Genomic DNA, 26480 nt, shown 5'->3' on the forward strand with positions numbered 1-26480 from the left:
GTGACAGCCGGGTGCTTCCCCGCCCCGGAGGCGGCCGGCTGCGAAGATCGTCGACGTGGTGGTCCCCGGTGCAGTCCCCCTGGTCAGCGGAGCCGACGTCGAGGCGGCCGCCCGGCTGCTGGACGGCGTCGTGCGGCGGACGCCGCTGGAGCACTCCCGCGCGCTCGCCGAGCGGGTGGGTGGCCCGGTCTGGCTGAAGTGCGAGAACCTGCAGCGCACCGGCTCGTTCAAGATGCGCGGCGCCTACACCCGGATCTCCCGGTTGAGCGCCGAGGAGCGGGCCCGCGGCGTGGTCGCGGCCAGCGCCGGCAACCACGCGCAGGGCGTCGCGCTGGCCGCCCGGGAGCTGGGGACGACGGCCACGGTCTTCATGCCGGTGTCCGCGCCGCTGCCCAAGGTGGCCGCCACCCGCGGCTACGGCGCCGACGCCCGGCTGGGCGGGGCCACCCTCACCGAGGCGATCGCCGCGGCGCTGGTCCACGCCGAGGAGACCGGCAAGGTCTTCATCCACCCCTTCGACCACCCCGACGTCATCGCCGGGCAGGGCACCGTCGGGCTCGAGCTGCTCGACCAGTGCCCGGAGGTGGCCACCGTCGTGGTCTGCACCGGCGGGGGAGGGCTGGTCTCCGGCGTCGCCGCCGCGGTCAAGGCCCGCCGTCCCGACGTCCGGGTGGTCGCCGTGCAGGCAGCGGGCGCCGCCGCGTTCCCCGCCTCGCTCGCGGCCGGGCACCCGGTGCCGTTGACCACGATGAGCACGATGGCCGACGGCATCGCCGTCGGCGCGCCCGGCGACCTCACCCTGGCGCACGTCGCCGGCCTGGTCGACGAGGTGCGCACGGTGACCGAGGGCGACCTGTCCCGGGCGCTGCTGTTCTGCCTGGAGCGGGCCAAGCTCGTCGTCGAGCCGGCGGGGGTGGCCGCGGTCGCCGCGCTGCTGGCCGATCCGGAGGGCTTCCCGGCACCGGTGGTCGCGGTGGTCTCCGGGGGCAACATCGACCCGGTGCTGATGATGAAGGTGGTCCAGCACGGCATGGCCGCCGCGGGCCGCTACCTCTCCCTGCGGGTGCAGGTGCCCGACCGGCCCGGGTCACTGGCCGCGCTGCTGCACGAGCTGGCCGGGCTGGCGGCCAACGTGCTGTCGGTCGAGCACGAGCGGACGACGGCGCGCCTGGACCTGGGCGAGGTGGAGGTCGCCGTGCACCTGGAGACCCGGGGGCCCGACCACGCCACCGAGGTGCTCGCCGCCCTCGCCGCGGCCGGGTACGCACCGCGCACGGACTGAGGCCCCCTGTTCCGGCGCCGATGAGTTCCGCCGGTGGCGGCGGTCTGTCCGGTGGGCCGCCGTGGCGGTCCGTCACGGTCCGTCGTCGTCTGGAGAAACCCCGTGCACGCCGCTGAGCCCGGAGCGAAAAGCGCTCGGATCTGTCGTACCCCGGCCCTACGGTCGCGGGCATGAGCAACGCCATCGTGGTCGAGGGTCTCGTCAAACGGTTCGGCGAGAACACTGCGCTCGGTGGGGTCGACCTCACCGTGTCCGAGGGCACCGTCCTCGGGCTGCTCGGGCCCAACGGGGCCGGCAAGACCACCGTCGTCCGGGTGCTCAGCACGCTGCTGCGCCCCGACGCCGGGCGTGCGGAGGTGGTGGGGCTCGACGTCCTCACCCAGGCCGACCAGGTCCGGGCCACCATCGGGCTCACCGGTCAGTACGCCGCGGTCGACGAGTACCTGACCGGCCGGGAGAACCTGGAGATGGTGGGCCGGCTCTACCGGCTCGGTGGCCGGGAGGCCCGGTCACGCGCCGGCCAGCTGCTGGAGCGGTTCGACCTGACCGACGCGGCCAACCGGCCGGCCAAGACCTACTCCGGCGGCATGCGCCGGCGGCTGGACATCGCCGCCTCGCTGATCGCCCGGCCGCGGGTGCTCTTCCTCGACGAGCCGACCACCGGCCTCGACCCGCGCAGCCGGCTGGGCATGTGGGAGTTCATCGCCGACCTGGTCGGCGAGGGCACGACGATCCTGCTCACCACCCAGTACCTGGAGGAGGCCGACCGGCTCGCCGACCGGATGGTGGTCATCGACCGCGGGCAGGTGATCGCCCGCGGCACGGCCGACGAGCTGAAGGCCCAGGTGGGTGGTGAGCGGCTGGAGCTCACCGTCGCCTCGGCCGAGCAGCTGGACACCGCGGTCGACTGCCTCGCCCCGCTGGCCGCCGGCGAGCTGCACCGCGACGCGCAGACCCGCCGGCTCACCGTGCCGGTCACCGGCGGCACCGGCGTCCTCGCCGAGGCGCTGCGCCGGCTCGACGCCGGCGCCGTGCACGTGCTGGACGTCGGCCTGCGCCGACCCGACCTGGACGACGTCTTCCTGACCCTGACCGGGCACGCCGCCGAGGACGACGCGCAGCCCGACGAGACCACCGAGGCCGACGGCGACCGGCCGCTGGCCCGCACGGGAGGAACGACCCGATGAGCGCCCTGGCCGCCACCGCGTCCGACAGCTGGACGATCACCAAGCGCAACCTGATCAAGGTCAAGCGGGTGCCCGACCTGATCGTCTTCGCGACGCTGTCGCCGATCATGTTCGTGCTGCTGTTCCGCTACGTCTTCGGCGGGGCGATCAACGTCCCCGGGGGGCTGCCCTACGCGGAGTTCCTGCTACCCGGCATCTTCGCCCAGACCGTGGTCTTCGGGGCCACGGTCACCGGCGCGAGCATCGCGGAGGACCTGCAGAAGGGGCTGATCGACCGGTTCCGCTCGCTGCCGATGTCCCGCTCGGCGGTGCTCATCGGCCGCACCGTCGCCGACCTGGGGCTGAACGCCATCTCCATCGCGGTGATGGCGCTGACCGGGCTGGTGGTCGGCTGGCGGGTCCGCAGCTCGGTCGGGGAGGCGATCGCCGGGTTCCTGCTGCTCCTGCTGTTCGCCTTCGCCGTCTCCTGGGTGATGGCGCTGGTCGGGCTGCTGGTGCGCACCCCGGAGGTGGTCAACAACGCCAGCTTCATCGTGATCTTCCCGGCGACCTTCGTCGCGATCACCTTCGTGCCGCTGGAGGCGTTCCCCTCGGTGCTGCGCCCGATCGCGGAGTGGAACCCGGTGTCGGCGGTGGTGCAGGCCTCCCGCGAGCTGTTCGGCAACACCCTGCCCGGCTTCCCGCAGACCGACGCCGGGTCGCTGGAGAACCCGGTGGTCTACACGCTGATCTGGATGGTGGCGCTGCTCGTGGTGTTCGTGCCGCTGGCGGTCCGGCAGTACCTGCGCACCTCCACCCGCTGACGGCGGGGCGGGCCCGGTCGGCCGCCGGGTGACGGCCGACCGGGCCCGGGGGTGAAGATGAACGCGATGAGCACCGTTGACCCGGCCACCTCGCCGGCCCCCGCTTCCCTGTCCCCGTCGAACCCGCTGGCCGTCCCGTCGGCGCTGCCCTACGAGCTGCCGCCGTTCGCCGACATCACGCTGGAGCACTGCCGGGAGGCGCTGCTGGCCGGGATGGCCGGGCAACGGGCGGAGGTGGCGGCGCTGCTGGCCGACCCCGCCGAGCCGACGTTCGAGAACACCGTCGTCGCGCTGGAGCGCTCGGGCCAGCTGCTCGGCCGGGCCGAGGCGGTCTTCTGGAACCTGTCCTCGTCGATGTCGAGCGACCGGCTGCGGGAGATCGAGCGGGAGGTCGCCCCGCTCTCGGCGGCCCACTCCGACGCGCTGCGCCTGGACCCGGCGCTGTTCGCCCGGATCGACGACGTCCACGCCGGCCGGCACCAGGCCGGCCTCGACGAGGAGGCCGTCCGGCTGGTCGAGCGCTACCACCTGGACTTCGTGCTGGCCGGGGCCGGGCTGGACGACGCCGGCCGCGATCAGCTGCGCGAGCTCAACCAGCGGCTGTCGGCGCTGTCGACGACCTTCGGGCAGAACCTCGTGGTGGCCACCGAGGCGGCAGCCGTCCTGGTCACCGACGAGGCGGAGCTGGACGGGCTGAGCCCCGCCGAGGTGCAGGCCGCCGCCGGTGCGGCCGCCGAGCGCGGCCACGAGGGCGGGTACCTGCTCACCCTCGTGCTGCCCAGCGGCCAGCCGGCGATGGCCAAGCTGCGCAACCGGGAGCTGCGCCGCCGGCTGCACGAGGCGTCGCTCACCCGCGCCTCGGCCGGGGAGCACGACAACGGCCCGATCGCGGCGGAGCTGGCCCACCTGCGGGCCGTGCGCGCCCGGCTGCTGGGCTTCGACACGCACGCCGACCTGATCGCCGCCGACCAGACCGCGCAGACCTCCGCCGCCGTCGACGAGCTGCTCGGTGCCCTCGTGCCGCCGGCGATGGCCAACGCGAAGGCCGAGGCCGAGGTGCTCGCCGAGGTGGCTGCCGCCGACGGGGTCGAGCTGGCCCCCTGGGACTGGTCGTTCTACTCCGAGCGGGTGCGCGCCGAGCGCTACGCCGTCGACAGCGCGGCGCTGCGGCCGTGGTTCGAGCTGGACCGGGTGCTGGTCGACGGCGTCTTCCGCGCGGCCGAGCTGCTCTACGGCCTCACCTTCACCCCGCGCCCGGACCTGCAGGGCTACCACCCCGACGTCCGGGTCTGGGAGGTGTTCGCCGACGGCCGGCCGGTCGGGCTGTACCTCGGTGACTTCTACGCTCGGGAGGGCAAGCGCGGCGGGGCCTGGATGAGCTCCTTCGTGCACCAGTCGGGCCTGCTCGGCACCGGGCCCGTGGTGTTCAACTGCCTCAACGTCACCCGCGGGGCGGCCGGGCAGCCGACCCTGCTGACGCTCGACGAGGTCACCACGCTGTTCCACGAGTTCGGCCACGCGCTGCACGGGCTGTCCTCGGCGGTCACCTACCCGCGGTTCTCCGGCACCAGCGTGCCGCGTGACTTCGTGGAGTTCCCCAGCCAGGTCAACGAGATGTGGGCGCTGTGGCCCGAGGTGCTGGCGCACTACGCCCGGCACGTCGAGACCGGTGAGCCACTGGCGCAGGAGACCGTCGAGGCGATCGAGGCCGCCGCGCTCTGGGGCGAGGGGTTCGCCACCGTCGAGTACCTCGGCGCCACGCTGCTCGACCAGGCCTGGCACCGCATCGGGCCGGAGACCGAGGTCACCGACCCGCAGGCGTTCGAGGCCCGGGCCCTGGCCGAGGCCGGCGTCGCCTTCGACCTGGTGCCGCCGCGCTACCGGACGACGTACTTCCAGCACGTCTTCGCCGGCGGCTACTCGGCCGGCTACTACTCCTACATCTGGTCGGAGGTGCTCGACGCCGACACGGTGGAGTGGTTCAAGGAGAACGGCGGCCTGCGCCGGGAGAACGGCGACGTCTTCCGCGATCGCCTGCTCTCCCGCGGCGGCTCGGTCGACCCGCTGGGCGCCTTCGCCGCCGTCCGCGGTCGCCCCGCCGACACCGCCCCCCTGCTCCGCCGCCGCGGTCTGGCCTCCGCCGCCTGACCCGGAACGCAGTACGGCCCCGCGGACGTCGTCCGCGGGGCCGTACTGCGTGTGGGGCGCCGACCCGCCGCCGCGCGGGATCTGCGTTGTCGTGGCATCAAGCGCCGAGAAGCCCCGAGATCGCAGAACTCGACAGCCGGAGCCGCTGCTCCGGCCCCGGGTGGGCGGCTGGTCGACTCACAGCCAGGGAAGTGAGAGCACCAGGTCCAGGTCGTCGGGGGCATCGCCGTCGCGGACGAGCCGGTTGGGCTGGCGGTGGCCGCACTGCGTGCAGCGGTGCACCACCTGCCAGCCCTTGCCCGACTTCTCCACCAGCCCGATCGGCTCCATCAGCGCCCGGCACTCGCTGGCCCGGTCGCCGGGCAGCTCGTCGACGTGCAGGGACCACAGGCACCACGGGCAGTGGTTGCGGTAGTGCCCGTCGGTGTTGGCCGGCACCGGGGTCGAGCAGTGGCCGCAGACGAAGGTGGTGTTCTCCGCCCGCCGGCCCCGGGTGTGCCCGCCGTCCACCGTGCTGGTCACCGCTGGGTCAGGGGACGAACGGCTCGACGGCCAGGACCTTCACGGAGATGTCCTTGCCGTTGGGCGCGGTGTACGTGACCGTCGACCCGGGCTTCGCGCCCACGATGGCCGAACCGAGCGCCGACTCGGGGGAGTAGACGGTCAGCTCCGTCGTGCCGGCGATCTCCCGCGAGCCGAGCAGGAACTTCTCGGTGTCGTCCTCGTCGCCGTCGAAGGCGATGGTGATCACGGTGCCGACGGCGGCCTTGGTCGCCGTCGTGGGCGGCTCGCCGACCCGGGCCTTGCGCAGCAGGTCGGTGAGCTGGCGGATCCGGCCCTCCTGCTTGCCCTGCTCCTCGCGGGCCGCGTGGTAGCCGCCGTTCTCCTTGAGGTCGCCCTCTTCGCGGCGGTCGTTGATCTCCTTGGCCATGGCCGGACGGTTCGCCACCAGCTCATCGAGCTCGGCGCGCAGCCGGTCGTGGGCCTCCTGCGTCAGCCAGACGCCCTGGTCCTGCTCGTCGGTCGGGGTGGACAAGGATGACTCCCGGTGCTCGTGTTGCGACCCCCTGTCGTGGGGGCCACCGTGCGGTCAATCAGAGCAACGTAACACCGGAACGTGACCGCACGCACTGTCCTGACGTCGAGGGGGCGCGTGACGACGCGCGCCGACGGGGGATGATGGTCGGCGTGAGCGAACCGGATCAGCTGCGCCTGCTCGCGGTGCACGCCCATCCCGACGACGAGTCGAGCAAGGGCGCCGCGACCATGGCCAAGTACGTCGCCGAAGGTGTCCGCGTCATGGTGGCCACCTGCACCGGGGGGGAGCGTGGCTCGGTCCTCAACCCCGCGATGGACCGCCCCGAGGTGTGGGAGCGGATGACCGAGCTGCGGATGGAGGAGATGGCCCGGGCCCGCGAGATCCTCGGGGTCGAGCAGGAGTTCCTCGGCTTCGTCGACTCCGGTCTGCCCGAGGGCGACCCCCTGCCGCCGCTGCCGGAGGGCTGCTTCGCCCTCGTGCCGATCGAGGAGGCCGCCGCCCCGCTGGTCGCGCTGATCCGCCGGTTCAAGCCCCAGGTGGTGACCACCTACGACGAGCGCGGCGGCTACCCGCACCCGGACCACATCAAGACCCACGAGATCTCGGTGCACGCCTTCGAGGCCGCCGGCGACCCGGACCGGTACCCCGACCTGGGTGACCCCTGGCAGCCGAGCAAGCTCTACTACCACATGAGCTTCACGCTGCCCCGGACCAAGGCGCTGCACGAGGCGGTGCTCGCCATGGGGGCCGAGTCGCCCTACGCCGAGATGCTGGAGAACTGGGACCCGGCCAAGGACATCTCGCACCGGGTGACCACCCGGGTGCAGTGCGCCGAGTACTTCCCGGTGCGGGACGCGGCGCTGATCGCGCACGCCACCCAGATCGACCCCACCGGGCGCTGGTTCTCCATCCCGATGGACGTGCAGGCCGACACCTGGCCGACCGAGGACTACGAGCTGGCCCGCTCGCTGGTCGACTCCCCGCTGCCCGAGGACGACCTCTTCGCCGGCGTGCGCGCGTCGGAGCCCGCGGCGTGACCGGGCTGGTGCTGGCGGCGGTCCGCCCGTTCGTCGACCAGGGGCCGGAGCAGGCGCCCGAGGACGTCGGCAAGTCCGGCCCGATCGGCCTGCTGCTGATCGTCGTGCTGCTGATCGCGATCCTGCTCCTGGTCCGGTCGATGACCACGCACCTCAAGCGGCTGCCGAACAGCTTCGACTCCGCCGACCGGGTGCCCGACAGCCCGGCCTCGCTCGTCGACGAGACCCCGGCCGCGGCCGCGGCGCCGGGGCAGGCGCTGCTGGACACCTTGCGGCGGGCGCCGAGGGCGATCGAGCCGCCGCGGGACGTCGACCGGGGCTGACCCGGACGGGGGAGTGCACCGGCGTCCCGGCCAGTCGTCGGGACGCCGGTCGGCCATCATCACCTGATGGCCCCCGCGCGCGCCCGCGACCCCGAACGACGTGACCACATCTCCGGGCTCGGGCGGTGGGGGACACGGCTGCTGGAGTGGGCGGAGAACCTCGTCTACGCCGGGATCGCGCTGTTCCTCGTGGTCACCGCGCTGGTCCTGCTCGTCCTGGCCGGTCGCACCACCTGGCAGCTGACCAGCGACTTCTCCCAGGCGCCGATCCTGGAGCTGCTCGACGTCCTGCTGCTGGTCTTCATCGTCGTCGAGCTGCTCTTCGCCGTCCGGACCACCGTGGAGCAGCGCCAGCTGGTCGCCGAGCCGTTCCTGCTGGTCGGGGTGATCGCCTCGATCAAGGAGATCGTGGTGCTCTCGGTCGAGGCGGCGAGCGCGCTGGGCCGCGGTCCGGAGTTCGACGACCGGATCACCGAGATCGCCGTCCTGGGCGTGCTCGTCGTCCTGCTCGGCGGAACGGCCTGGCTGCTGCGGCGCAAGGAACGCGAACCCGACGAGGGTGAGGCGGAACCCGCGCGCGGCTGAGGGGCTCCCAGGTCAGCGCGTCACCAGTGGTGGGCGACGTCCACGACCACCCGGGCGCCGTGCGGGGACCCCGGGGCGCCGTCGAGCACGAACACCCGGAAGGGCAGTCGCGCGCGGGTGCCGACGGCCAGCGACGTCTGCCCCTCGAAGGACCCCGCCCAGGCGACCTGCTCGAGCGTGCGCGCGCCGCGGACGTCGGCGACCCGCGCCGGGTCGGCGGGCAGGTAGGTCACGCCACGGGTCTCGTCGTAGGCCGGTGCCCGGACGACGACCTGCAGGACGGCGCCCCCCTCGACCGGCACCGGTTCGCCCGACCCCTGGGCGCTGACCTGGTCCACGTACCGCACGTCGTAGCCGGCCGGGGCACCTGACTGCAGGTCGACGACCAGCCGGTCGAAGCAGGGGTGCTGCCCGGCGCGGACGTCGGTCACCTGGCCGACGGGCGGGGCCGGGGTCGCGGTGGTCTCGGGGAGCGAGCCCCACCAGATGCCGCACCACGGGTCCTGGCCCGCGGACGCGGGAAGAGGGGCGCCCAGCACCACGAGGGCCGTCGCGACCGCCACCAGGGCGCCGCGTGCTCGGATGAACGTCATCGTCGACCTCCTCGTCGGTCCCTGGTGGGTGCTCCGTCGGGCCCCCCGCGAACCGCGGTACATCGGATCGTCATGTCCCGGCCGTGTCCGCTCTCGGCGCAGGCGCTCATCGCCGCACCAGCTGATTACACGATTACAGTGGTGCCTGTCGTCGTTTCTCCGAGGAGGACACCGTGCACGCTCACCACCACCGCTTCCCGCCCGACGGCTTCCCCGGCCGCGGCCGCGCCCGGGGGCGCGGCGTCGACGCCCCGCCGCCCGTCGACCGCGCCGAGGTGGCCGGCTGGTTCGCCGGCCGGCTGCCCGACGACTGGTTCACCGCCCCCGTAGAGCTGACCATCGACCGCGACGAGATCACCGTCGTGGGCGCCGTCCCCGAGCCCGACGCCGGTGCCGGCGACCCGGCGGCGGCCCGCGCCGGGCGGATCGCCCGCTTCCGGGAGCAGACCCGCCAGCAGCGGATGGCGATCGCCGACGCCGCCCAGGCCCGCTACGGCCGGTCGGTCGCCTGGGGCGCCACCTGCGGCGACGTCCGCGAGGTCTTCACCACCGTCTCCGTGCCGGTGATGACCCGGCTGCGCCAGCCCGAGCGGCTGGTGCTCGACACGCTGGTCGACGCCGGGGTCGCCCGCTCCCGCTCGGAGGCGCTGGTCTGGGCGGTGCGGCTGGTCGGGCAGCACGCCGACGAGTGGCTGGCCGAGCTGCGGGCGGCGATGGCGGCCGTGGAGGAGGTCCGCGCGCGCGGCCCGCAGTAGCCGGGGGCCACTCCGCGATCGGGGACACTGGGACCGTGTCGACCACCGCGCAGCCCGCCGAGACCGACGTCCTCGTGGTGGGGGCCGGGCCCGCGGGCTCCGCGGCGGCCGCCTGGGCGGCGCGGTCGGGTGCCGAGGTGGTGCTCGCCGACGCCGCCGTCTTCCCGCGGGACAAGACCTGCGGTGACGGGCTGACGCCGCGTGCGATGGCCGAGCTGGACTCGCTCGGGCTCGGTGACTGGGTGCGCTCCCGTGGCCGCAACCGGGGCCTGCGCGCGGCCGGGTTCGGCCAGGAGCTGCTGCTGCCCTGGCCCGGCGGCGCGCTGCCCGACCACGGCGGGGCGGTGCCGCGCACCGAGCTGGACGCCCGGATCCGGGACGTCGCCGTCGACGCGGGCGCGGTCCCGCTGGACGGTGCCCGGGCGGTCGACGTCGAGCGCGACGGCGACCGGGTGGCAGCGGTGGTGTTCCGCCGTCCCGACGACACGACGACGACGGTCGCCTGCCGTCGGCTCGTGGTCGCCGACGGGGTGCGTTCCCCGCTGGGCAAGGTGCTGGGCCGGGAGTGGCACCGGGAGACCGCCTACGGCGTGGCCGCCCGCGGGTACGTGCGCTCCGGTCGCAGCGACGACGAGTGGATCTCCTCCCACCTGGAGCTGCGCGGCGCCGAGGGCGAGCTCCTGTCCGGCTACGGCTGGGTCTTCCCGCTGGGGGCGCAGGCGGGCGAGGTGAACGTCGGCGTCGGCACGCTGGCCACCGAGAAGCGGCCCGCCGACGTCCGGCTGCGCAGCCTGCTGGAGCTCTACACCGACCAGCGGCGCGAGGAGTGGCAGATCGAGGGCCCCGTGCGGGCGCCGGCGAGCGCGCTGCTGCCGATGGGGGGTGCGGTCTCCGGGGTGGCCGGGCGGAACTGGGCGTTGATCGGGGACGCCGCCGGCTGCGTCAACCCGCTCAACGGCGAGGGCATCGACTACGGGCTGGAGACCGGCCGGAGCGTGGTCGAGCTCTTCGACGAGGCCGACTGGTCGCAGGCCTGGCCGGCGACGCTGCGGCAGCACTACGGCGAGGCGTTCTCCATCGCCCGCCGGCTGGCCGGGCTGCTCACGGTGCCGCGGTTCCTGCCGGCCGCGGGGCCGGTGGGGATGCGCTCACGGGTGCTGATGACGGTGGCGCTGCGGGTGATGGGCAACCTGGTCACCGAGGCCGACCAGGACGTCGTCGCCCGGGCCTGGCGCACCGCCGGCAAGCTGTCCCTGAAGCTGGACTCCCGCCCTCCGTTCGCCTGAACGGCTCAGGTGTACGGGCTGTTGTAGATCACGAAGTAGACGGCGATGTAGTGGCAGATGGCCGCCACGATCGTCATCGCGTGGAAGACCTCGTGGTACCCGAAGGTGCCCGGCCAGGGGTTGGGCCGCTTGCTCGCGTAGGCGATCGCGCCGACGCTGTAGAGCAGGCCCCCGGCGGCCAGCAGCACCAGGGCGGTGACCCCCGCCAGCTCGAGGATGTCGACCAGCACGAACACCGCCGCCCACCCCAGCGCCAGGTAGATCGGCACCCCCAGCCACCGGGGCGCGGTCGGCCAGATCACCTTCAGCGTCACGCCCAGCGCGGCCCCGGACCACACGGTGAGCAGCAGCCACCAGCCGGTGGGCTCGGGCACCGCGAGCAGGGCGAACGGCGTGTACGTGCCGGCGATGAACACGAAGATCATCGAGTGGTCGGCACGCTTCATCAGCTTCCAGCCGCGGGGTGACCACCGGCGCCGGTGGTACAGGGCGCTGACCCCGAACAGCCCGAGGATCGTGACGCAGTACAGCGCGACCGACCAGCCGGCTCGGGCACTCTGCGCCGCGGCCAGCGGGATCAGCACCGCCCCGGCGACGATCGAGCCGAAGAAGGCGAACAGGTGCAGCCAGCCGCGCAGCCGGGGCCGGGTGTCGGGGTGGTCGAAGTCCACGTCGCCGTAGTCGGCGACCTCCCAGCGGCCGTCCTGCTCGATCGCCTCGACGTGTTCGCCCTCGGCCCGGACGGCGTCGAGGGTCTGGTCGAGCGGGCCCTCCACCTGGGCTCCGTCGGCCTGCACCCGTGCGGGTCCGCGACGGTCGGAAGGTGCGCTCATGTGCCGAGGTTACGAAGCCGTAGGTCCGCCGTCACCTCCAGGCAGCTGTGACTCCGGCGGGCCCTCGCCCTCGGTGCCGGGTGTGCACCCAGCCGCGGGGCGTCCCGGGTCCTAGGGTGAGCGCCGTGGGGGTGCGAGCGAGGGTCCGGAACGTGCTCACCGCCGTGTACGAGCGCCGGCTGGCGCGTGGGCTGGTCGGGGCCGACACCCCCCGGCACGTCGGGGTGATCATCGACGGCAACCGCCGGTGGGCACGCGCGATCGGCCTGGAGGACGTCAGCGAGGGCCACCGCCGCGGCGCGGACAAGATCGCCGACCTGCTCCGCTGGTGCGACGAGGCCGGGGTGGAGGTGGTCACCCTCTTCCTGCTCTCCACCGACAACCTGCAACGGCCCGAGCCGGAGCTGACGCCGCTGCTGCGGATCATCGAGGGGGTCGCCTGCGACCTGGCCGGCCCGGACCGGCGCTGGCACCTGCGGGCGGTCGGCGCGCTCGAGCTGCTGCCCGCGGAGACCGTCGCGGTGCTGAAGCAGGCCGAGGAGGACACCCGCGACCGGCCGGGTGCCTCGGTGAACCTGGCGGTCGGCTACGGCGGCCGGCGGGAGATCGCCGACGCCGTCCGGTCGCTGCTGGCCGAGCACGCCACGCGCGGGACGACGCTGGACGAGCTGGTCGAGGTGCTCGACGTCGAGCACATCGCCGAGCACCTCTACACCCGCGGGCAGCCCGACCCCGACCTGGTCATCCGCACCAGCGGGGAGCAGCGGCTGTCCGGGTTCCTGCTGTGGCAGACCGCCCACTCGGAGTTCCACTTCACCGACGTCTACTGGCCGGAGTTCCGCCGCGTCGACCTGCTGCGGGCGCTGCGGGCGTACGCCGCCCGGCACCGCCGCTTCGGGAGCTGACGGATCCGGCTGAGAGACTGCCGGGCATGACCGCCGGAGCTCTCGACGTCCCCCTCGAGTACGTGCGGCTGGGGTTGCGCTTCGACCGGCTGGAGCCGGGCTTCGTCGACGCCTACACCGGCGACCCGCGGCTGCGGGCCCAGGTCGCCGACGAGCCGGCCCCCACCCCGGCCGGCCTGCGCGACCAGGCGCGGGCCCTGCTGGCCGAGCTGGACTCCGCGGCGCTGCCCACCGCGCGCGCCGAGTTCCTCCGCGGCCAGCTCACCGGGCTGGAGTGCTCCGCCCGGAAGCTGGGCGGGGAGCCCGTCGGCTACCTCGCCGAGGTGCGCGCCTACTTCCAGGTCGACGTCGCCCTGGGCGACCCGGCCGAGTACGCCGTCGCGCACGAGGCGCTGGGCGAGCTGCTGCCGGGCAGCGGCACCCTGGCCGAGCGGTACGCGGCCCACCGCCGCCGCGAGGAGTGCCCGCCGCAGCGGCTCGAGGCCGCCGTCCACGCGCTCTCCTCCGCGCTGCGCGACCGGGTGCGCGGCCAGTACGGCCTGCCGGAGGCCGAGACGGTCCGCTACGAGGTGGTCACCGACAAGCCGTGGTCGGGCTTCAACTACTACGAGGGCGGCTACCGGTCCCGGGTGGCGATCAACGCCGACCTGCCGCACCGGATGGCCCAGCTGCCGCACCTGGTGGCCCACGAGTCCTACCCCGGGCACCACACCGAGCACTGCCGCAAGGAGCGCGGCCTGGTCGAGCGCGACGAGCACCTGGAGCACACGGTGTTCCTGGTGAACACCCCCGAGTGCCTGATGGCCGAGGGGCTCGCCGACCTGGGGCTGGAGGCCGCGGTCGGCGACGGCTGGGGCGCCTGGTCCGCCGAGGTGCTCGGTGACCTGGGGCTGCGCTTCGACGGCGAGCTGGCCGAGCGGGTGGCGGCGGCCGCGGCACCGCTCAACCGGGTCCGGCAGGACGCCGCGATCCTGCTGCACGACCGGGGCGCCGAGGCCGACGAGGTGATCCGGTACCTGCAGCAGTGGGCGCTGGTCGGCCACGACCGGGCGGTGCAGCAGCTGCGCTTCCTCACCGACCCGCTCTGGCGGGCCTACATCACCACCTACGTCGAGGGCTACGACCTGCTGGCCGGGTGGCTGGCGGCGCGGCCGGCGGAGCAGCCGGTGGCCGACCGCTTCGTCCGGCTGCTGGACGAGCCCCTGACGCCGGCGGTGGTCACCACCGAGCTCGCGGCCGCCTGACCGTGCCGACGGGAGCGGCCGCGCAGGAGCGGCGGGTGCTGGGGTTGTGGACGGCGGGTTGGCTGTTCGTGCTGCTGGCGGCCGGGCTGCTGTGGCTGGGCGACCTGTCGCTGCAGTGGCCGGTGCTGCTGGTGCCGGTGGTCTGGGCCGTCGTCTCCGTCCGGCCCCGCCGGGAGGCCTGACCGGCGGGGGTTGTTTCCGGCAGGAGAACAGCCGATGGCGAACGCCCCACGAGTCACCCCTTCGCGTGTCATGCCGGCGCTTCCGTCGGTGGGAGGGCCTACCGTCCGAAGTGGACGGGGAGCCCGCCTCGCCGTCCTCGGGAGGCCCGGTTGGTGCGACAGCGATCGTCGACCAGAGGGGCCGAGTCCCGGCCCCTGCGCCGGGACCCGGTCACCCTCGAGCCGGGGCGCGCCTTGTCACCAGGGCGGCGCCCCACGGGAGTCGATCCGTGAGCACTCGCCGCCGCACGTACGTCCTCGACACCTCCGTCCTGCTCTCCGACCCCGGCGCGCTGCTGCGCTTCGCGGAGCACGAGGTGGTGCTCCCACTGGTCGTCATCGGGGAACTGGAGGACAAGCGCGACCACCCGGAACTGGGCTGGTTCGCCCGGCAGACGCTGCGCCGGCTGGACGACCTGCGCGTCCAGCACGGCCGGCTCGACGCCCCGGTGCCGGTGGGTGAGGACGGCGGCACCCTGCACGTCGAGCTCAACCACAGCGACCCCGCGGCGCTGCCGGCCGGTTTCCGCAACGACAGCAACGACTCCCGGATCATGGTGGTCGCGCTGAACCTGCGCGCCGAGGGCCGCGACGTCTGCCTGGTGACCAAGGACGTGCCGCTGCGGGTGAAGGCGGCCGCGGTGGGGCTGGCCACCGAGGAGTACCGCGGGCTGGGCATCGTCGACGCCGGGTGGACCGGCATGACCGAGCTGTCGCTGGACGTCGCGGAGATCGCCGAGCTGTACGACGCCGGGTCGGTGTTCCTGCGCGCGGCCGCCGAGCTGCCCACGCACACCGGACTGGTGCTGCTGTCCTCCCGGGGCTCGGCGCTGGGCCGGGTCACCCCGGACAAGCACGTGCGCCTCGTGCGCGGCGACCGCGAGGCATTCGGGCTGCACGGGCGCTCGGCCGAGCAGCGGATCGCGCTGGACCTGCTGCTGGACCCCGAGATCGGGATCGTGTCGATGGGTGGGCGGGCCGGCACCGGCAAGTCGGCGCTGGCGCTGTGCGCGGGCCTGGAGTCGGTGATGGAGCGGCGGGCGCACAAGAAGGTGGTCATCTTCCGCCCGCTGTACGCCGTCGGCGGGCAGGAGCTGGGCTACCTGCCCGGCAGCGAGGGCGAGAAGATGGCGCCCTGGGCGCAGGCGGTCTTCGACACGCTGGGCGCGCTGGTCTCCGGCGACGTCGTGGAGGAGATCCTGGCCCGCGGCCTGATCGAGGTGCTGCCGCTGACGCACATCCGCGGCCGGTCGCTGCACGACTCGTTCGTGATCGTCGACGAGGCGCAGTCGCTCGAGCGCGGCGTCCTGCTGACCGTGCTGTCCCGGCTGGGCACCAACTCGCGGGTCGTGCTCACCCACGACGTCGCCCAGCGGGACAACCTGCGGGTCGGCCGGCACGACGGCGTGACCGCGGTGATCGAGGCGCTCAAGGGGCACCCGCTGTTCGCGCACGTGACCCTGACCCGCTCGGAGCGCTCGCCGATCGCCGCCCTCGTCACCGAGATGCTGGAGGACCTGCCCATCTGACCGGAACGCCGCATCCCACGCCCTCCGGCCGCTCCTCCCGCGCACCAGCCCGGGGGAGCGGCCGGAGAGCGGGGGACGCCGCACCGGCACGGGGCCGGAGTGGTGTCAGGGAGCGGGGGCTGCTCGGGTGCGGGTGCGGGTGCGGGTGCGGGTGCGGGTGCGGATGCCGGCTCCGGCGCGGGCCGGCGGGCCGGGGTGGCCGCCCAGACCACCAGCCCGACGGCCACCCAGCCCGCGCCCAGGCACCACAGCACCCGGATGAGCACCTCGTCGGTGGTCAGGTCGCCCCGGAACCCCAGCACCAGGACGGGGATGGCCAGCACGAAGCCGGTCACCAGCACGTCCTTGCGCAGCGGCCCGATCACGCCTCCAGCTCCTCCAGCCGCTCGCACAGCAGCGAGGCCCAGCGGTGGGCGGTGGCCCGAGCGCCGTCGATCAGCGCCACCGGCACCTCGAGGTGGCCGAGGACGGCGGCCGGGTCAGCGGTCGAGTCGGTGTCCTGCACGACGACCGCGTCGACGCGGGGCAGCCCGTCCAGCCACGGCACCAGGTCCTCGGGCTTGCGGGTGGAGTCGAGCACGGCCCACACCGCCGTCGGCGACCAGACGGCCAGCATGTGCTCCAGCCACGGCCCACCGGCCGTGCGCAGCGGCGCGTCGACGGCGACGATCGTGACCGTGCCGGCCGAGGCGCTGGACCGGCGCCGTTCGAGGGCGGCCTCCAGCGAGCTGATCCGGCTGGCCTGCGGGGCGAGGTGCGCGAGCGCCCCGGAGCTCGCCCACTGCACGCTCTCGGGGTCCAGTCGCAGGGTGAGCGCCAGGGCGCGCGCCGTCGCGAAGGTCTCCGCGCCCGGCCCGACGACCAGCAGCACCTCACCCGGCTCCGAGGGGAACCGCGGTGCCGGCGGCAGGTGGTCGGTGAGCGTCCGGGTGAGCGCCGCGTACACCCCGCGCGCGGCGACGTCGGCGAGGAAGTCCGGGCCCAGCAGCGTGTGCGGCACGCCGAGGGTGAGCAGCCGGACGACGAACTCCTCGGAACGGCTGGCCGCGTAGGGCTCGAGCTCGGTCGACCGGACCGGCACGAGCCGGGTCACCGTCGCCAGCCGGCCCTCGGGCTCGGCCTCGGGCGCCGGGGCGGCCGGGGGCGCGGCGGTCAGCTCCATGCGCACCGGCCGGGTGACCAGCGGCAGCCGGCTGCCGGCGGGGCGGGCCGGGGCACCGGCGGGCGGCCGCCGCGGACCGGGGGAACCGCCGGCCGCGCCCGCAGCAGCGGCTGGCCGTCGAACCCGCCGGACCGCTGCGGGGGCAGCAGGGACAGCGGCGGGAGCACGGTGGTGGCGTCCAGCGGCAGCGGAGCGGGGTCGCTCGCGGTGCGGGCCAGCGCCGTGGAGACCACCGGGGCGGTCATGTAGAACTCCTCGACGGGCTGCGCCTCCCGGGCGACGGTGCGCCGCGGCTCCTCGACCACGCGGGGCGCCTCCTCCACCAGGACGGCGTCGACGACCCGCTGCGGGCCGGTCGCGGCCGGCGCCCAGTCGCCGTGCGCGTCGGTCCGGTAGGCGCCGGTGTCGTAGGCGCCGACCTCGTCGACGTCGTCGGCCTCGGCGGGGCCGTAGGCCCAGGGCTGCGGCACGTCGCGGACCGGGGGCACCGCGGGGCGCGCACCGGCCAGCCCGGGCAGCGCGAACTCGGTCGTGGCGGGGGCCTCGAGGTGGCCGGCGGCCTGCTCGGGGAAGCGGTGCCGCCCGCGGCCGGAGCCGTTGGCGGCCAGGACCTGCTCGAGCAGGTCGGCCAGCTCGTCGTCGGCGCTGCGCACCGAGTCGACCATGGAGTGGGGGGCGGCCCGGCGTCCGGCCTCGGCGGCGGCCTCGGCCTCCGCCGCCTCGCGGGCGGCCTCGGCCGCGGCACGCGCCGCCGCCTCGGCGGCCTCGGCCTCGGCCTGGGCGCGCGCGGCCTCCAGTCGCGCGGCCTCCAGCTGGGCGGCCTCGACCCGGGCCGCCTCCAGACGCGCGGCCTCGGCGGCGGCAGCGGCCTCCGCCTCGGCACGGATGCGGGCCGCCTCGGCCGCGGCCTCGGCGGCCGCGGCCTCGGCCTCGGCGCGGATGCGGGCGGCCTCGGCGGCGGCTTCGGCCTCCGCCTCGGCGCGGATGCGAGCTGCTTCGGCAGCCGCCTCGGCCTCGGCCTCGGCGCGGATGCGAGCGGCCTCGGCGGCGGCAGCGGCCTCGGCCTCGGCGGTGATCCGGGCGGCCTCCAGGCGCGCGGCCTCGGCCGCGGCGGCCTCCAGCTTGGCGGCCTGCAGGCGGGCGGCCTCGGCTGCCACGGCCTGGGCGGCGGCGGCCTCGATCCGGGCGGCCTCGGCGGCCGCTGCCCCCGGCGGGCGGCGTCGGCGGCCTCGGCCTCCAGGCGCGCCGCCTCCGCGGCGGCGGCCTCGGCCACGGCGACGTCGGCGACCGCCGACTGCACCTGCGCGTCGCTGGACACCATCCGGGTGAGCGCGGCGGCGAACGGCGAGGGGCTGGCGCCGGTGGCCGGCTCCTGGTCCTGCGCGGGGGGTGCGGCGAGCTCGTCGGGCGACAGCATCAGGGTGTGCCGGGCGGGGGTGAACGGCGTGGCGGCCGGCTGCGCGGACCGGCGCCCGCCGGACGACGCGGTGCCGGACGACGCGGTGCCGGACGACGCCGGAGTGCGCGGAGCCGTGGCGGCGCGGGAGGACGCGGACGTGCGGGACGACGGCGCCGCGGTCCGGGCCGGCGCCTCCGGCCGCTCCGTCACGGCGGTGCCGAACAGGCCGGCGGCGGGCCGGGCAGCGGGCACTGCGGCTGCGGGCACCTCGGCCTGGGGGGCACCGGCGCGGGAGTACAGCCCCACGGCCGGCTCGGCAGCGGCGCCCGAGCCGAGCAGGTCGGAGAGCTCGTCCATGCGGTCGGCCAGCGAGGGCTGGGCGGCCCGGGCGGCGGCCGCGGCGGTGACCCGGCGCGGGGCGTCGGGGGCGGCGGGGGCCTCGGTGGCCTTCGGCAGCTCGACCTCGGCGACGTAGCGCTCGGAGGCGAAGAAGCCGAACATCCCGCCGCTGCGGATGCGGCGCACCCCGACGACGCGGGCGGTGGGCCCGAACTCCTCGCGGGCGGCGGCGATGGCCTCGTCCCGCGTGGCGGCCTCAACGGATCGCGACGGCACCGCTCACCACTCCCAGTGACTCGATCTGGGCCGTGCGGGACACCTCGTTGTAGGAGATGACCGACAGCCGGGGCAGGACCTGGCGGACCAGGCGGGACAGCGCGGCTCGCACCTGCGGCGAGCACACGAGGACAGGGGAGAGGTTCATCCGGTCGGCCTCCTCCAAGAGGTCGGCGCAGCCGCGGACCAGCGCGTCGACGGTGTTGCCGTCCAGCGCCAGCACCTGACCGTTCTCGGTCGGCCGCACCGCCTCCAGCAGCCGCTGCTCGAAGGTGGGGTCCAGGGTGATCACGTGCAGCCGCTCGTCCGGGGTGACGTAGGGGTGGCTGATCGCGGCGCCCAGCGCCGCGCGCACCGCCTCGACCAGCCCGTCCAGGTCGGTGGAGAGCTTGGCCCGCAGCGACAGCGCCTCGAAGATCCGCACCAGGTCACGGATCGAGACGCCCTCGTCCAGCAGCGCCTGCAGCACGCGCTGCACCTCGCCCAGGCTGAGCAGCGTCGGGGTCAGCTCCTCGACGACGGCCGGGTGGGTGCGGCGGACCATCTCCACCAGCACCTTGACGTCCTCGCGGCCCAGCAGCGAGGAGGCGTTCTGCCGCACGACCTCGGCCAGGTGGGTGGTGATCACCGAGGAGCGGTCGACGACGGTGGCGCCGGCCATCTCGGCCTGCCGCTGCAGCTCGGCGGGCACCCACTTGGCGGCCAGGCCGAAGACCGGCTCACGGGTGGCCTTGCCGGGCAGCCCGTCCAGGTGGTCGCCGATGGCGAGCACGGTGCCGGCGGGGGAGGTGCCCTTGGCCGCGGGGACGCCGTTGAGCCAGATGACGTACTGGGAGGCGGGGAGGTCCAGGTTGTCGCGGGTGCGGACCAGCGGGATGACCAGCCCGGTCTCCATCGCGACCTTCCGGCGCAGCGCCTTCACCCGGTCCAGCAGGTCGCCGCCGCGGGCGGTGTCGACCAGCTCGACCAGGTCGAAGGCGACCTCCAGCTCCAGCGGGTCGACCCGCATCCGGTCGGCGATGGCCTCGGGGGAGTCCGGCTGCGGTTCCAGCGCCGCGGCGTCGCCCGGCGTGCTCTCGTCGTCGTCCTCCTCGACCTTGTCGGTGAGGCGGGTGGAGATGAACAGGACCAGGCCACCGATGAGCAGGAACGGCAGCTTGGGCAGGCCGGGGATCAGGCACAGCGCCAGCGCGGCGATCCCGGCGATGCGCACCGGCTGCTTGTTGCGGCTCAGCTGGCTGATCAGGTCCGAGCCCATGTCGCCCTGCGAGGCCGAGCGGGTGACGATCAGACCGGTGGCGGTGGAGATGAGCAGCGCCGGGATCTGGGAGACCAGGCCGTCGCCGACCGACAGCAGCGAGTAGGTGGTGACGGCCTCGCCCGGGGCCATGCCCCGCTGCAGCACGCCGATGGCGAAGCCGCCGATCAGGTTGATCAGCGTGACGATGATGGCCGCGATGGCGTCGCCCTTGACGAACTTGCTGGCGCCGTCCATCGAGCCGTAGAAGTCGGCCTCGGCGGTGACCTCGCTGCGCCGCTTGCGGGCCTGCTTCTCGTTGATCAGGCCGGCGTTCAGGTCGGCGTCGATGGCCATCTGCTTGCCGGGCATCGCGTCGAGGGTGAAGCGGGCGCCGACCTCGGCGACGCGGCCGGCACCGTTGGTGATGACGACGAACTGGATGATCGTCAGGATCACGAAGATCACCAGGCCGACGATCATCGAGCCGCCGATCACGAAGTGCCCGAAGGCCTCGATGACCTTGCCGGCGTAGCCGTCGGTGAGGACCAGCCGGGTCGAGGAGACGTTCAGCGCCAGGCGCATCAGCGTCGCGATCAGCACCAGGGACGGGAAGATCGCGAAGTCCAGCGGCCGCTTGATGTTCATCGCGACGAGCAGGATCAGCAGCGACCCGACGATGTTGAGCGCGAGCAGCAGGTCCAGCACGGGTGCCGGCAGCGGCACCACGAGCATCAGGACGATGGAGACGACCCCGATGGGGACGGCTGCCTTCGTCAGCTTGCCCACGAGACCTCGTTCCTGTGCTGTCCGTTGCCGGCGGTGACCGGGGACGCCGCAGCGCCCCTCCACCGCCGTTCTCGGCAGTCCCCGGAACGGCCGGTACCGGTGTGCCGGCGGCGGCACCGCCCGTCACAACCGCGTCGTCAGCCTCACCCGTGGCCCGGCCGCCGGCCCTCAGCGGCGCCGCCCGGCCTTCGGCAGCCCCTCGATCGAGGGCGCCTCGAACCCCGGCCGGTGCATCCCGCCGCGCACGCCGCGCGCCGACAGGTGCATGACGAAGGCCAGCACCCGGGCGACGGCGGTGAACAGCTGGGGCGGCACCTCCTGCCCGATCTCGCACGACCCGTGCAGCGCACGGGCCAGCGGCACGTCCTGGACCATCGGCACCCGGCACTCGTCGGCCCGGGCGCGCAGCCGCGCGGCCACCTCGCCGGCGCCCTTGGCGACCACCCGGGGCGCGCCCTTCATCGGGTCGTACTTCAGCGCCACGGCCACGTGCGTGGGGTTGACCAGCAACACGTCGGCGTCGGCCATCTCCGACATCATCCGGTTGCGGGACATCGACAGCTGGGTGGCCCGGCGCTGGGCCTTCATGTGCGGGTCGCCCTCGGACTGCTTGTGCTCCTGCTTGATCTCGTAGACGCTCATCTTGAGCTTGCTCATCGTCTGCTTGCGGACGACGAGGTAGTCGGCCACCGCGATGACCAGGCCGGTGATCCCGACGACGCGGAACATCAGCACGGCCGAGTCGGTGAACACCCGGGTGATCTCCGACAGCGGCAGCGCCCCGGAGGCGGAGACCAGCTGCTGGGCGTCCTCCGAGGTCATCACGATCACCACGGCGAGGGCGATGGTCTTGATGACGGCCTTGGCCGCCTCCCACAGTCCGTGCGTGCCGAACATCCGCTTCATCCCGGGGAACGGGTTGAGCTTCTTCAGCGTGGGCTTCATGCCCTTGGTGGCGAGGGTGACCCCGCCCTGGGACGCCGAGGCCAGGGTGCCGATGAGCATCATGGCCAGCGCCGTCGGCAGCACCGTGGTGAGGAACGCCGTCAGGGCGCGCCCCATCAGCTCCGACAGGGCCGCCGGCTCCGGGTCGTCCGCCACCGCCCCGATCTGGACGAAGAGCTCCTGCACCGAGTCGAACGCGCTGCCCACCAGCATCGGCAGCAGCACGCTCGCCGCCGCCGCCCCCAGCCACGTGCCCAGTTCCTGGGTGCGGGGGATCTGCCCGTCCTTGCGGGCCTCCTTGAGCTTCTGCGGTGTCGGCTTCTCTGTCTTCTCACCGCCGGGCCCGTCCTTGGCCATCAGTCCTCACCTCCCGGGGCGTGCACTAGCCGCTCCGCAACGAGGTCATCGCCCGGACCGCGGTCTCCATGAGGGAGTCCAGGGCGGGTGGGAGCAGGGGGAAGGTCAGACCGAGCAGCGTCAGGGTGACCATGATCTTCACCGGGAACCCGATGGCGAAGATGTTCAGCGCCGGGGCGGCGCGGGACAGCAGGGCCAGGGCGACGTCGGCGAGCAGCAGCACCGCCACCATCGGCCCGGCGATCTGCAGCGCGGCCAGGAACATCATCGAGAACGCGGTGACCAGCGCGGAGCCCAGCTGGTCGGTGGGCAGCGTGCCGCCCACCGGGAGCCCCTGGTAGGAGGTGGCGAACCCGCGCACCAGCAGCAGGTGCCCGCCGCTGGTGAACAGCAGGGTGATCGCCAGCAGGTAGTGCAGCTTGCCGATCGAGGCGTTCGTGGTCAGCGCGAGCGGGTCGTAGGCCGGTTGCAGCGAGAAGCCGCCGGCCAGGTCGATGAGGTCGCCGGCCAGCTGGACGGCGGTGAACAGCACCTGGACGACGAAGCCGAGCGCCGCCCCGATGACCGCCTCGAGGACCGCGGAGACGACGAGGAACCCGGCCGTGATCTCCGGCAGCGTGCCCGACAGCTGGGGGAACACGACCAGCGAGAGCGCCAGGGCGAGCGCGCCCTTGACCGGCAGCGGGATGCCGTTGGAGTTGAACGGCGGGGCCAGTGCGACGAACCCACCGGCGCGCACGGTGGCCAGCAGGAGCGCGGCCAGCGTCGCCGAGGGGACCTGGAGGTCCACCGCGGCTCAGCTCCTGCCGAGCAACCGCGGCAGCGACTCGAACAGGTGCTCGGTGAAGGAGACCAGCTCCGCGAGCACCCAGTTGCCGGTCACCAGCAGCGCGATCGCCACCGCGATCATCTTGGGCACGAACGACAGCGTCGGTTCCTGGATCTGGGTCGCCGCCTGGAACAGCGAGATCATGAACCCGACCAGCAGGGCGGTGAGCAGGATCGGGGCCGCCACCTTGGCCGCGACGAGCATCGTCTGGGTGGCGATCTCGGTGACGTCGGCGTCAGACATGCCGGCCCCCCGTCAGCCGGGCGCTCACGAGTACGACCCCACGAGGGCGGTGGTGATCAGCGCCCAGCCGTCGACGATCACGAACAGCAGCAGCTTGAAGGGCAGCGAGACCACCGTCGGCGGCACCATCATCATGCCCATCGCCATCAGCGAGGCGCTGACCAGCATGTCCAGCACCAGGAACGGGATGAACACGACCAGCCCGATGATGAAGGCGCTCTTGAGCTCGGACAGCACGAACGCCGGGACCAGGGTCGTCATGCTGACCGCGGCCGCGTCGGCCGGGGCCTCCTCGCCGGAGAGCCCGACCATCAGCTTCAGCTCGTCGTCGCGGGTGTTGTCCAGCAGGAAGGTCTTCAGCGGTTCGACGCCGGAGTCGTAGGCCGCCGAGGCGGTGATCGCGCCGTCCAGGTAGGGCTGCACCGCGACGTCGTTGATGTCGCTGAACACCGGGCCCATCACGAACAGGGTGAGGAACAGCGCGATCCCGGTGAGCACCTGGTTGGGCGGGGAGGTGGGCAGCCCCAGGGCGTTCCGGGTGAGCGCCAGCACCACGAGGATCTTGGTGAACGAGGTGACCAGCAGCAGCGCCGACGGCGCGATCGACAGCGCGGTGATCGCCAGCAGCAGGGTGACCGCGGTGCTGGGGCTGTTGCCCCCGATGTTGATGTCCAGCCCGCCGTTGTCGACCACCGGGGCGACCGGCGCGACCGGGTCGGTGGGCGCGGTCGGGGCGGCCAGCGCGGGGCCGGCCAGCAGCACCGCCGCGACCAGCGCCAGCACGCCCAGCAGCAGCACCAGGCCGGCCCGGCGGCCCCAGCGCGCCGGCACGACGCGGGGCGCGGGCGCGGCGAGCGCGCTCACGACCGGCGCACCGTTCGGTCACGCAGTTCCTGCACCGCCGTCGTCCACGTGCTGCGGTCGAGCACCGAGCCGGCCAGCGGGCCGGAGCTGGTGCGGGCCATCGCCGGCACCCGCGCGGGCAGCTCGCGGGTCTCCCCGTCGGCGGTGACCGCCTGCGGGCGGGGCTGCGCCGCCAGGGCGGTCTGCAGCTCCTCGTCCTCGAGCTCGGCGAGCAGGGTCACCTGCTCCTCGGTCGACCCGACCACCAGCACCCGGCCGGCGACCCGCAGCACCGAGACGCTGCTGGCGCGCCCCATCCGCTGCCGGCTCACCACCTCGATCACGCCGGTGGCCTGGCCCAGGCCCTTCTTCTTGGCGATCCGGGCGGCGAAGAGCAGCACCGCGGCGACGAAAGCCAGCGACAGCACCAGCCGGATGACCATCCACGTCATCGCTGCACCCCGGTCGTCGGGGGGCACGTCGTCGGGGTGGGCGTCATGCGCTCGGCCGCCCGTACTCGCCGGCGTCGGTCACGATCTCGCTGATCCGCAGCCCGAAGTCCTCGTCGACCACGACGATCTCGCCGCGGGCGATCAGGGTGCCGTTCACCAGCAGGTCCGCCGGGGCGCCGGCGGCGCGGTCGAGCTCGATGACCTCGCCGGGGTGCAGCGACAGCAGCTCGGAGACCGTCATCCGGGTGCGCCCGATCTCGACGGTGACCTCCATGGCCACGTTGCGCAGCAGGTCCAGGCTGCCCCGCCGCTCGCGCGGCTGGGGCAGGGTGACCTGCAGCGCCAGGGTGGCCGAGACCTCCCCGCCGGCGGCCAGCGGGACGGCGAGGAAGACGCCCTTGTCCCGCAGCCCGTCCAGCGCCGCGACGACGTCCTCGGTGCGTTCGGCGGCGACCCGCACCCGGCCGAGGGCGGCCGCGGCGGCCTCCAGGGCCGGGCGGAGCGCCGTGGGCACGTCCATCGGCCCGACCGGTGAGTTGGTCAGCGCGGCGACGATCTCGGCGGAGAGCACCAGCACGATGTCGCCGCTCACCTCGCCGCCCAGGGCGGCGGTCACCGCGACGCCCGGCTCGGCCGGGAGAGGGACGGCCTCCGGGTCGCTGACCGGGTCCCCGGCGCGCAGGTCCAGCTCCGCGGGGAGGGCAGCCGCAGCGGCCTGGGCCGCGGCGGCGACCGCTGCGGCGATGGTCTCGGAGTCCGACGAGCGGTCGGTGCCGTAGGCGGTGGTCATGCTGGGTCCTTTCCACCGGTCGCGGTGACGGGGACGATCTCGGCGGCCAGGCGGCGCCGGTGGTTGCTGGGCAGGGCGTGCGCGAACGTGACGTCGTTGGTCGTCACCTGCAGCGGGCTGTCCTGCGCGTGCCGCAGCAGCAGGACGTCGCCCACCGCCAGGGACAGCAGGTCGCCGGAGGGCACCTCGATCGGGTTGAACCGGACGCTCACGTCCACCGGGACGTCGTAGAGCCGCTCGGTCAGCGCCTCGAACGCCTGCTGCCGCTTGTGCCGTGCGGACTCCGACAGCTGCGGGGAGGCGGCGTTGTTCAGCGGGCCGGCGAACGAGGAGAAGGGGAGCACCAGCGTGGCCTCGGGCTCGCGGCTGCCCAGGCGCATGCTGTAGGTGGCGACCATGACCGTCTCCGAGCCGGAGGCGGCCTGGGCCAGCTGCGGGTTGTACTCGACGCTGTCCAGCGCGGGGGTCAGCGCGGTCACCGGGGCGAACGCCTCGCCGAGCTCGTCGAGGAGCCGGTCCAGCAGGTGGCCGGTGATGGCGCTCTCCATGCCGGTCATCGGCCGGGCGGGCTGCTCACCGCCGCCGGAACCGCCGAGCATGTGGTCGACCATCGCCATGGCGGTGTCCAGCGGCCAGGCGAGCACGCCCTTGCCGGCCAGCGGCTCGAGGGTGAAGGTCGCCACGAAGTGCGAGCCGGGCAGCGTGGCGATGTAGTCGTCGTAGGAGAACTGCTCGATGCCGACCAGCTCCACCCGCACCCCGGTGCGCAGCAGCGAGGTCAGCGTGGTGGTCGCCTGGCGGGCGAAGGACTCCTGCGTCATCTGCAGGATGCGGACGTGCTCGCGCGAGAGCTTCGTCGGCCGCCGGAAGTCGTAGGTGCGGGGCTCACGACGACGCGTGCGGCCCTGCCCCTCGGGGTTCCGGGGGGCCGCGCTGGGGGCGTCGGCCACGGTGTCGGACAGGCTCACGCATGTCCTCATCGGCGGGGGACCGCCGGACCCTGACCAGCCGGTGCCGGAACTCCGGCACCGGCTGGCACGGGTGTGACC

Annotated in this window: 28 protein-coding genes; 14 read left to right on the forward strand and 14 right to left on the reverse strand. The window is 74.2% G+C overall.

Translation table 11 applies throughout. The features are described from left to right. Positions 1-58: 58 nt before the first annotated feature. From ilvA to JD78_RS00320, 4 genes are all read left to right on the forward strand, one after another. On the forward strand, positions 59-1282 hold the full coding sequence (gene ilvA / locus JD78_RS00305; protein ID WP_228395223.1) for a threonine ammonia-lyase: 1224 nt from the start codon (positions 59-61) through the stop codon (positions 1280-1282). A 170-nt stretch (positions 1283-1452) separates the two neighbouring features. After that, on the forward strand, positions 1453-2469 hold the full coding sequence (locus JD78_RS00310; RefSeq protein WP_153361054.1) for an ATP-binding cassette domain-containing protein: 1017 nt from the start codon (positions 1453-1455) through the stop codon (positions 2467-2469). Further along, positions 2466-3272 (forward strand): ABC transporter permease, encoded by an 807-nt coding sequence (locus JD78_RS00315; protein ID WP_153361055.1) that lies wholly within the window; start codon positions 2466-2468, stop codon positions 3270-3272. The genes JD78_RS00310 and JD78_RS00315 overlap by 4 nt, the downstream gene beginning before the upstream one ends. A 66-nt stretch (positions 3273-3338) precedes the next feature. Then, a complete protein-coding gene (locus JD78_RS00320) occupies positions 3339-5420 on the forward strand; it encodes a M3 family metallopeptidase (RefSeq protein ID WP_153361056.1) in 2082 nt (693 codons plus the stop codon). A gap of 177 nt (positions 5421-5597) precedes the next feature. Here the strand turns inward: JD78_RS00320 and JD78_RS00325 are convergent, their stop codons facing one another. Both JD78_RS00325 and greA read right to left on the reverse strand, forming a co-directional pair. Beyond that, entirely contained in the window at positions 5598-5942 is a 345-nt protein-coding gene (locus tag JD78_RS00325) for an RNHCP domain-containing protein (protein ID WP_153361057.1), read from the reverse strand. 7 nt (positions 5943-5949) lie between these two features. After that, the gene (gene greA, locus JD78_RS00330) at positions 5950-6456 is read right to left on the reverse strand and encodes a transcription elongation factor GreA (protein WP_153361058.1); all 507 of its coding nucleotides are present in this window, start codon (positions 6454-6456) and stop codon (positions 5950-5952) included. 152 nt (positions 6457-6608) lie between these two features. Between greA and mca the strand changes: the two genes are divergently transcribed. The 3 genes from mca (at position 6609) to JD78_RS00345 (ending at position 8404) form a co-directional block, all read left to right on the forward strand. Then, positions 6609-7496 (forward strand): mycothiol conjugate amidase Mca, encoded by an 888-nt coding sequence (mca, locus tag JD78_RS00335; protein WP_208103932.1) that lies wholly within the window; start codon positions 6609-6611, stop codon positions 7494-7496. Then, positions 7493-7819, forward strand: coding sequence for a hypothetical protein (locus JD78_RS00340; RefSeq protein WP_228395224.1), 327 nt, complete (start codon positions 7493-7495; stop codon positions 7817-7819). Before mca ends, JD78_RS00340 begins: the two co-directional genes overlap by 4 nt. A 66-nt stretch (positions 7820-7885) precedes the next feature. Next, on the forward strand, positions 7886-8404 hold the full coding sequence (locus JD78_RS00345; protein WP_153361059.1) for a phosphate-starvation-inducible PsiE family protein: 519 nt from the start codon (positions 7886-7888) through the stop codon (positions 8402-8404). A gap of 20 nt (positions 8405-8424) precedes the next feature. Here the strand turns inward: JD78_RS00345 and JD78_RS00350 are convergent, their stop codons facing one another. Next, a complete protein-coding gene (locus JD78_RS00350; RefSeq protein WP_153361060.1) occupies positions 8425-8997 on the reverse strand; it encodes an AMIN-like domain-containing (lipo)protein in 573 nt (190 codons plus the stop codon). 173 nt (positions 8998-9170) lie between these two features. On the opposite strand from JD78_RS00350, the gene JD78_RS00355 reads away from it, so the two are divergent. Then, positions 9171-9752, forward strand: a complete 582-nt coding sequence (locus tag JD78_RS00355; protein ID WP_153361061.1) for a hypothetical protein — start codon at positions 9171-9173, stop codon at positions 9750-9752. 35 nt (positions 9753-9787) lie between these two features. Continuing rightward, positions 9788-11038 carry a geranylgeranyl reductase family protein gene (locus JD78_RS00360; RefSeq protein ID WP_153361062.1) on the forward strand — a complete coding sequence of 417 codons (1251 nt, stop codon included), beginning with the start codon at positions 9788-9790 and terminating at the stop codon, positions 11036-11038. Between the two features lie 5 nt (positions 11039-11043). Here JD78_RS00360 and trhA read toward each other — a convergent pair whose 3' ends face one another. Continuing rightward, positions 11044-11871 carry a PAQR family membrane homeostasis protein TrhA gene (gene trhA, locus JD78_RS00365; protein WP_153361063.1) on the reverse strand — a complete coding sequence of 276 codons (828 nt, stop codon included), beginning with the start codon at positions 11869-11871 and terminating at the stop codon, positions 11044-11046. Between the two features lie 131 nt (positions 11872-12002). Between trhA and JD78_RS00370 the strand changes: the two genes are divergently transcribed. From JD78_RS00370 to JD78_RS00385, 4 genes are all read left to right on the forward strand, one after another. Next, complete coding sequence (locus JD78_RS00370; RefSeq protein WP_279526869.1) at positions 12003-12776, forward strand: isoprenyl transferase; 774 nt, start codon at positions 12003-12005, stop codon at positions 12774-12776. Between the two features lie 26 nt (positions 12777-12802). Further along, positions 12803-14020: a DUF885 domain-containing protein gene (locus tag JD78_RS00375; protein WP_153361065.1), complete on the forward strand. Its 1218-nt coding sequence runs from the start codon at positions 12803-12805 to the stop codon at positions 14018-14020. Between the two features lie 2 nt (positions 14021-14022). Then, a complete protein-coding gene (locus tag JD78_RS00380) occupies positions 14023-14202 on the forward strand; it encodes a hypothetical protein (protein ID WP_153361066.1) in 180 nt (59 codons plus the stop codon). Between the two features lie 269 nt (positions 14203-14471). Next, positions 14472-15770, forward strand: coding sequence for an RNA 5'-3' helicase PhoH2 (locus JD78_RS00385; protein ID WP_153361067.1), 1299 nt, complete (start codon positions 14472-14474; stop codon positions 15768-15770). Positions 15771-16131: 361 nt separating this feature from the next. Here JD78_RS00385 and JD78_RS00390 read toward each other — a convergent pair whose 3' ends face one another. Both JD78_RS00390 and JD78_RS00395 read right to left on the reverse strand, forming a co-directional pair. Beyond that, positions 16132-16932 carry a hypothetical protein gene (locus JD78_RS00390; protein WP_166520877.1) on the reverse strand — a complete coding sequence of 267 codons (801 nt, stop codon included), beginning with the start codon at positions 16930-16932 and terminating at the stop codon, positions 16132-16134. Further along, positions 16923-18089, reverse strand: coding sequence for a hypothetical protein (locus tag JD78_RS00395; RefSeq protein ID WP_166520878.1), 1167 nt, complete (start codon positions 18087-18089; stop codon positions 16923-16925). The genes JD78_RS00390 and JD78_RS00395 overlap by 10 nt, the downstream gene beginning before the upstream one ends. Before the next feature lie 168 nt (positions 18090-18257). On the opposite strand from JD78_RS00395, the gene JD78_RS00400 reads away from it, so the two are divergent. Continuing rightward, the gene (locus tag JD78_RS00400) at positions 18258-18806 is read left to right on the forward strand and encodes a hypothetical protein (RefSeq protein WP_166520879.1); all 549 of its coding nucleotides are present in this window, start codon (positions 18258-18260) and stop codon (positions 18804-18806) included. Positions 18807-18926: 120 nt separating this feature from the next. Here the strand turns inward: JD78_RS00400 and flhA are convergent, their stop codons facing one another. The 8 genes from flhA to JD78_RS00440 all read right to left on the reverse strand — a co-directional run bounded on the left by flhA (position 18927) and on the right by JD78_RS00440 (position 26399). Continuing rightward, the gene (gene flhA / locus JD78_RS00405; protein ID WP_153361069.1) at positions 18927-20972 is read right to left on the reverse strand and encodes a flagellar biosynthesis protein FlhA; all 2046 of its coding nucleotides are present in this window, start codon (positions 20970-20972) and stop codon (positions 18927-18929) included. Between the two features lie 168 nt (positions 20973-21140). Further along, the gene (locus tag JD78_RS00410; RefSeq protein WP_153361070.1) at positions 21141-22274 is read right to left on the reverse strand and encodes an EscU/YscU/HrcU family type III secretion system export apparatus switch protein; all 1134 of its coding nucleotides are present in this window, start codon (positions 22272-22274) and stop codon (positions 21141-21143) included. Between the two features lie 25 nt (positions 22275-22299). Then, positions 22300-23064, reverse strand: a complete 765-nt coding sequence (fliR, locus tag JD78_RS00415) for a flagellar biosynthetic protein FliR (protein ID WP_153361071.1) — start codon at positions 23062-23064, stop codon at positions 22300-22302. Positions 23065-23070: 6 nt separating this feature from the next. Beyond that, positions 23071-23346, reverse strand: a complete 276-nt coding sequence (gene fliQ, locus JD78_RS00420; protein ID WP_153361072.1) for a flagellar biosynthesis protein FliQ — start codon at positions 23344-23346, stop codon at positions 23071-23073. A gap of 24 nt (positions 23347-23370) precedes the next feature. Then, on the reverse strand, positions 23371-24210 hold the full coding sequence (gene fliP / locus JD78_RS00425; protein WP_153361073.1) for a flagellar type III secretion system pore protein FliP: 840 nt from the start codon (positions 24208-24210) through the stop codon (positions 23371-23373). Continuing rightward, entirely contained in the window at positions 24207-24641 is a 435-nt protein-coding gene (locus JD78_RS00430) for a FliO/MopB family protein (protein ID WP_153361074.1), read from the reverse strand. Before JD78_RS00430 ends, fliP begins: the two co-directional genes overlap by 4 nt. A gap of 43 nt (positions 24642-24684) precedes the next feature. Next, on the reverse strand, positions 24685-25431 hold the full coding sequence (gene fliN / locus JD78_RS00435) for a flagellar motor switch protein FliN (RefSeq protein ID WP_153361075.1): 747 nt from the start codon (positions 25429-25431) through the stop codon (positions 24685-24687). Next, the gene (locus JD78_RS00440) at positions 25428-26399 is read right to left on the reverse strand and encodes a flagellar motor switch protein FliM (protein WP_153361076.1); all 972 of its coding nucleotides are present in this window, start codon (positions 26397-26399) and stop codon (positions 25428-25430) included. Before JD78_RS00440 ends, fliN begins: the two co-directional genes overlap by 4 nt. Positions 26400-26480 lie beyond the last annotated feature (81 nt).

Source organism: Modestobacter roseus, from assembly GCF_007994135.1.
GTDB classification, from domain to species: Bacteria; Actinomycetota; Actinomycetes; order Mycobacteriales; family Geodermatophilaceae; genus Modestobacter; species Modestobacter roseus.

Bases quoted from the DNA above. Each gene is read 5' to 3' on its own strand.
- trhA (WP_153361063.1), bottom strand. From the start codon at position 11,871: ATGAGCGCACCTTCCGACCGTCGCGGACCCGCACGGGTGCAGGCCGAC.
- fliQ (WP_153361072.1), bottom strand. From the start codon at position 23,346: ATGTCTGACGCCGACGTCACCGAGATCGCCACCCAGACGATGCTCGTC.
- JD78_RS00410 (WP_153361070.1), bottom strand. From the start codon at position 22,274: ATGGCCAAGGACGGGCCCGGCGGTGAGAAGACAGAGAAGCCGACACCG.
- JD78_RS00375 (WP_153361065.1), top strand. From the start codon at position 12,803: ATGACCGCCGGAGCTCTCGACGTCCCCCTCGAGTACGTGCGGCTGGGG.
- JD78_RS00345 (WP_153361059.1), top strand. From the start codon at position 7,886: ATGGCCCCCGCGCGCGCCCGCGACCCCGAACGACGTGACCACATCTCC.
- JD78_RS00320 (WP_153361056.1), top strand. From the start codon at position 3,339: ATGAGCACCGTTGACCCGGCCACCTCGCCGGCCCCCGCTTCCCTGTCC.
- fliN (WP_153361075.1), bottom strand. From the start codon at position 25,431: ATGACCACCGCCTACGGCACCGACCGCTCGTCGGACTCCGAGACCATC.
- JD78_RS00350 (WP_153361060.1), bottom strand. From the start codon at position 8,997: ATGACGTTCATCCGAGCACGCGGCGCCCTGGTGGCGGTCGCGACGGCC.
- JD78_RS00430 (WP_153361074.1), bottom strand. From the start codon at position 24,641: ATGACGTGGATGGTCATCCGGCTGGTGCTGTCGCTGGCTTTCGTCGCC.
- JD78_RS00315 (WP_153361055.1), top strand. From the start codon at position 2,466: ATGAGCGCCCTGGCCGCCACCGCGTCCGACAGCTGGACGATCACCAAG.
- JD78_RS00310 (WP_153361054.1), top strand. From the start codon at position 1,453: ATGAGCAACGCCATCGTGGTCGAGGGTCTCGTCAAACGGTTCGGCGAG.
- JD78_RS00390 (WP_166520877.1), bottom strand. From the start codon at position 16,932: ATGGAGCTGACCGCCGCGCCCCCGGCCGCCCCGGCGCCCGAGGCCGAG.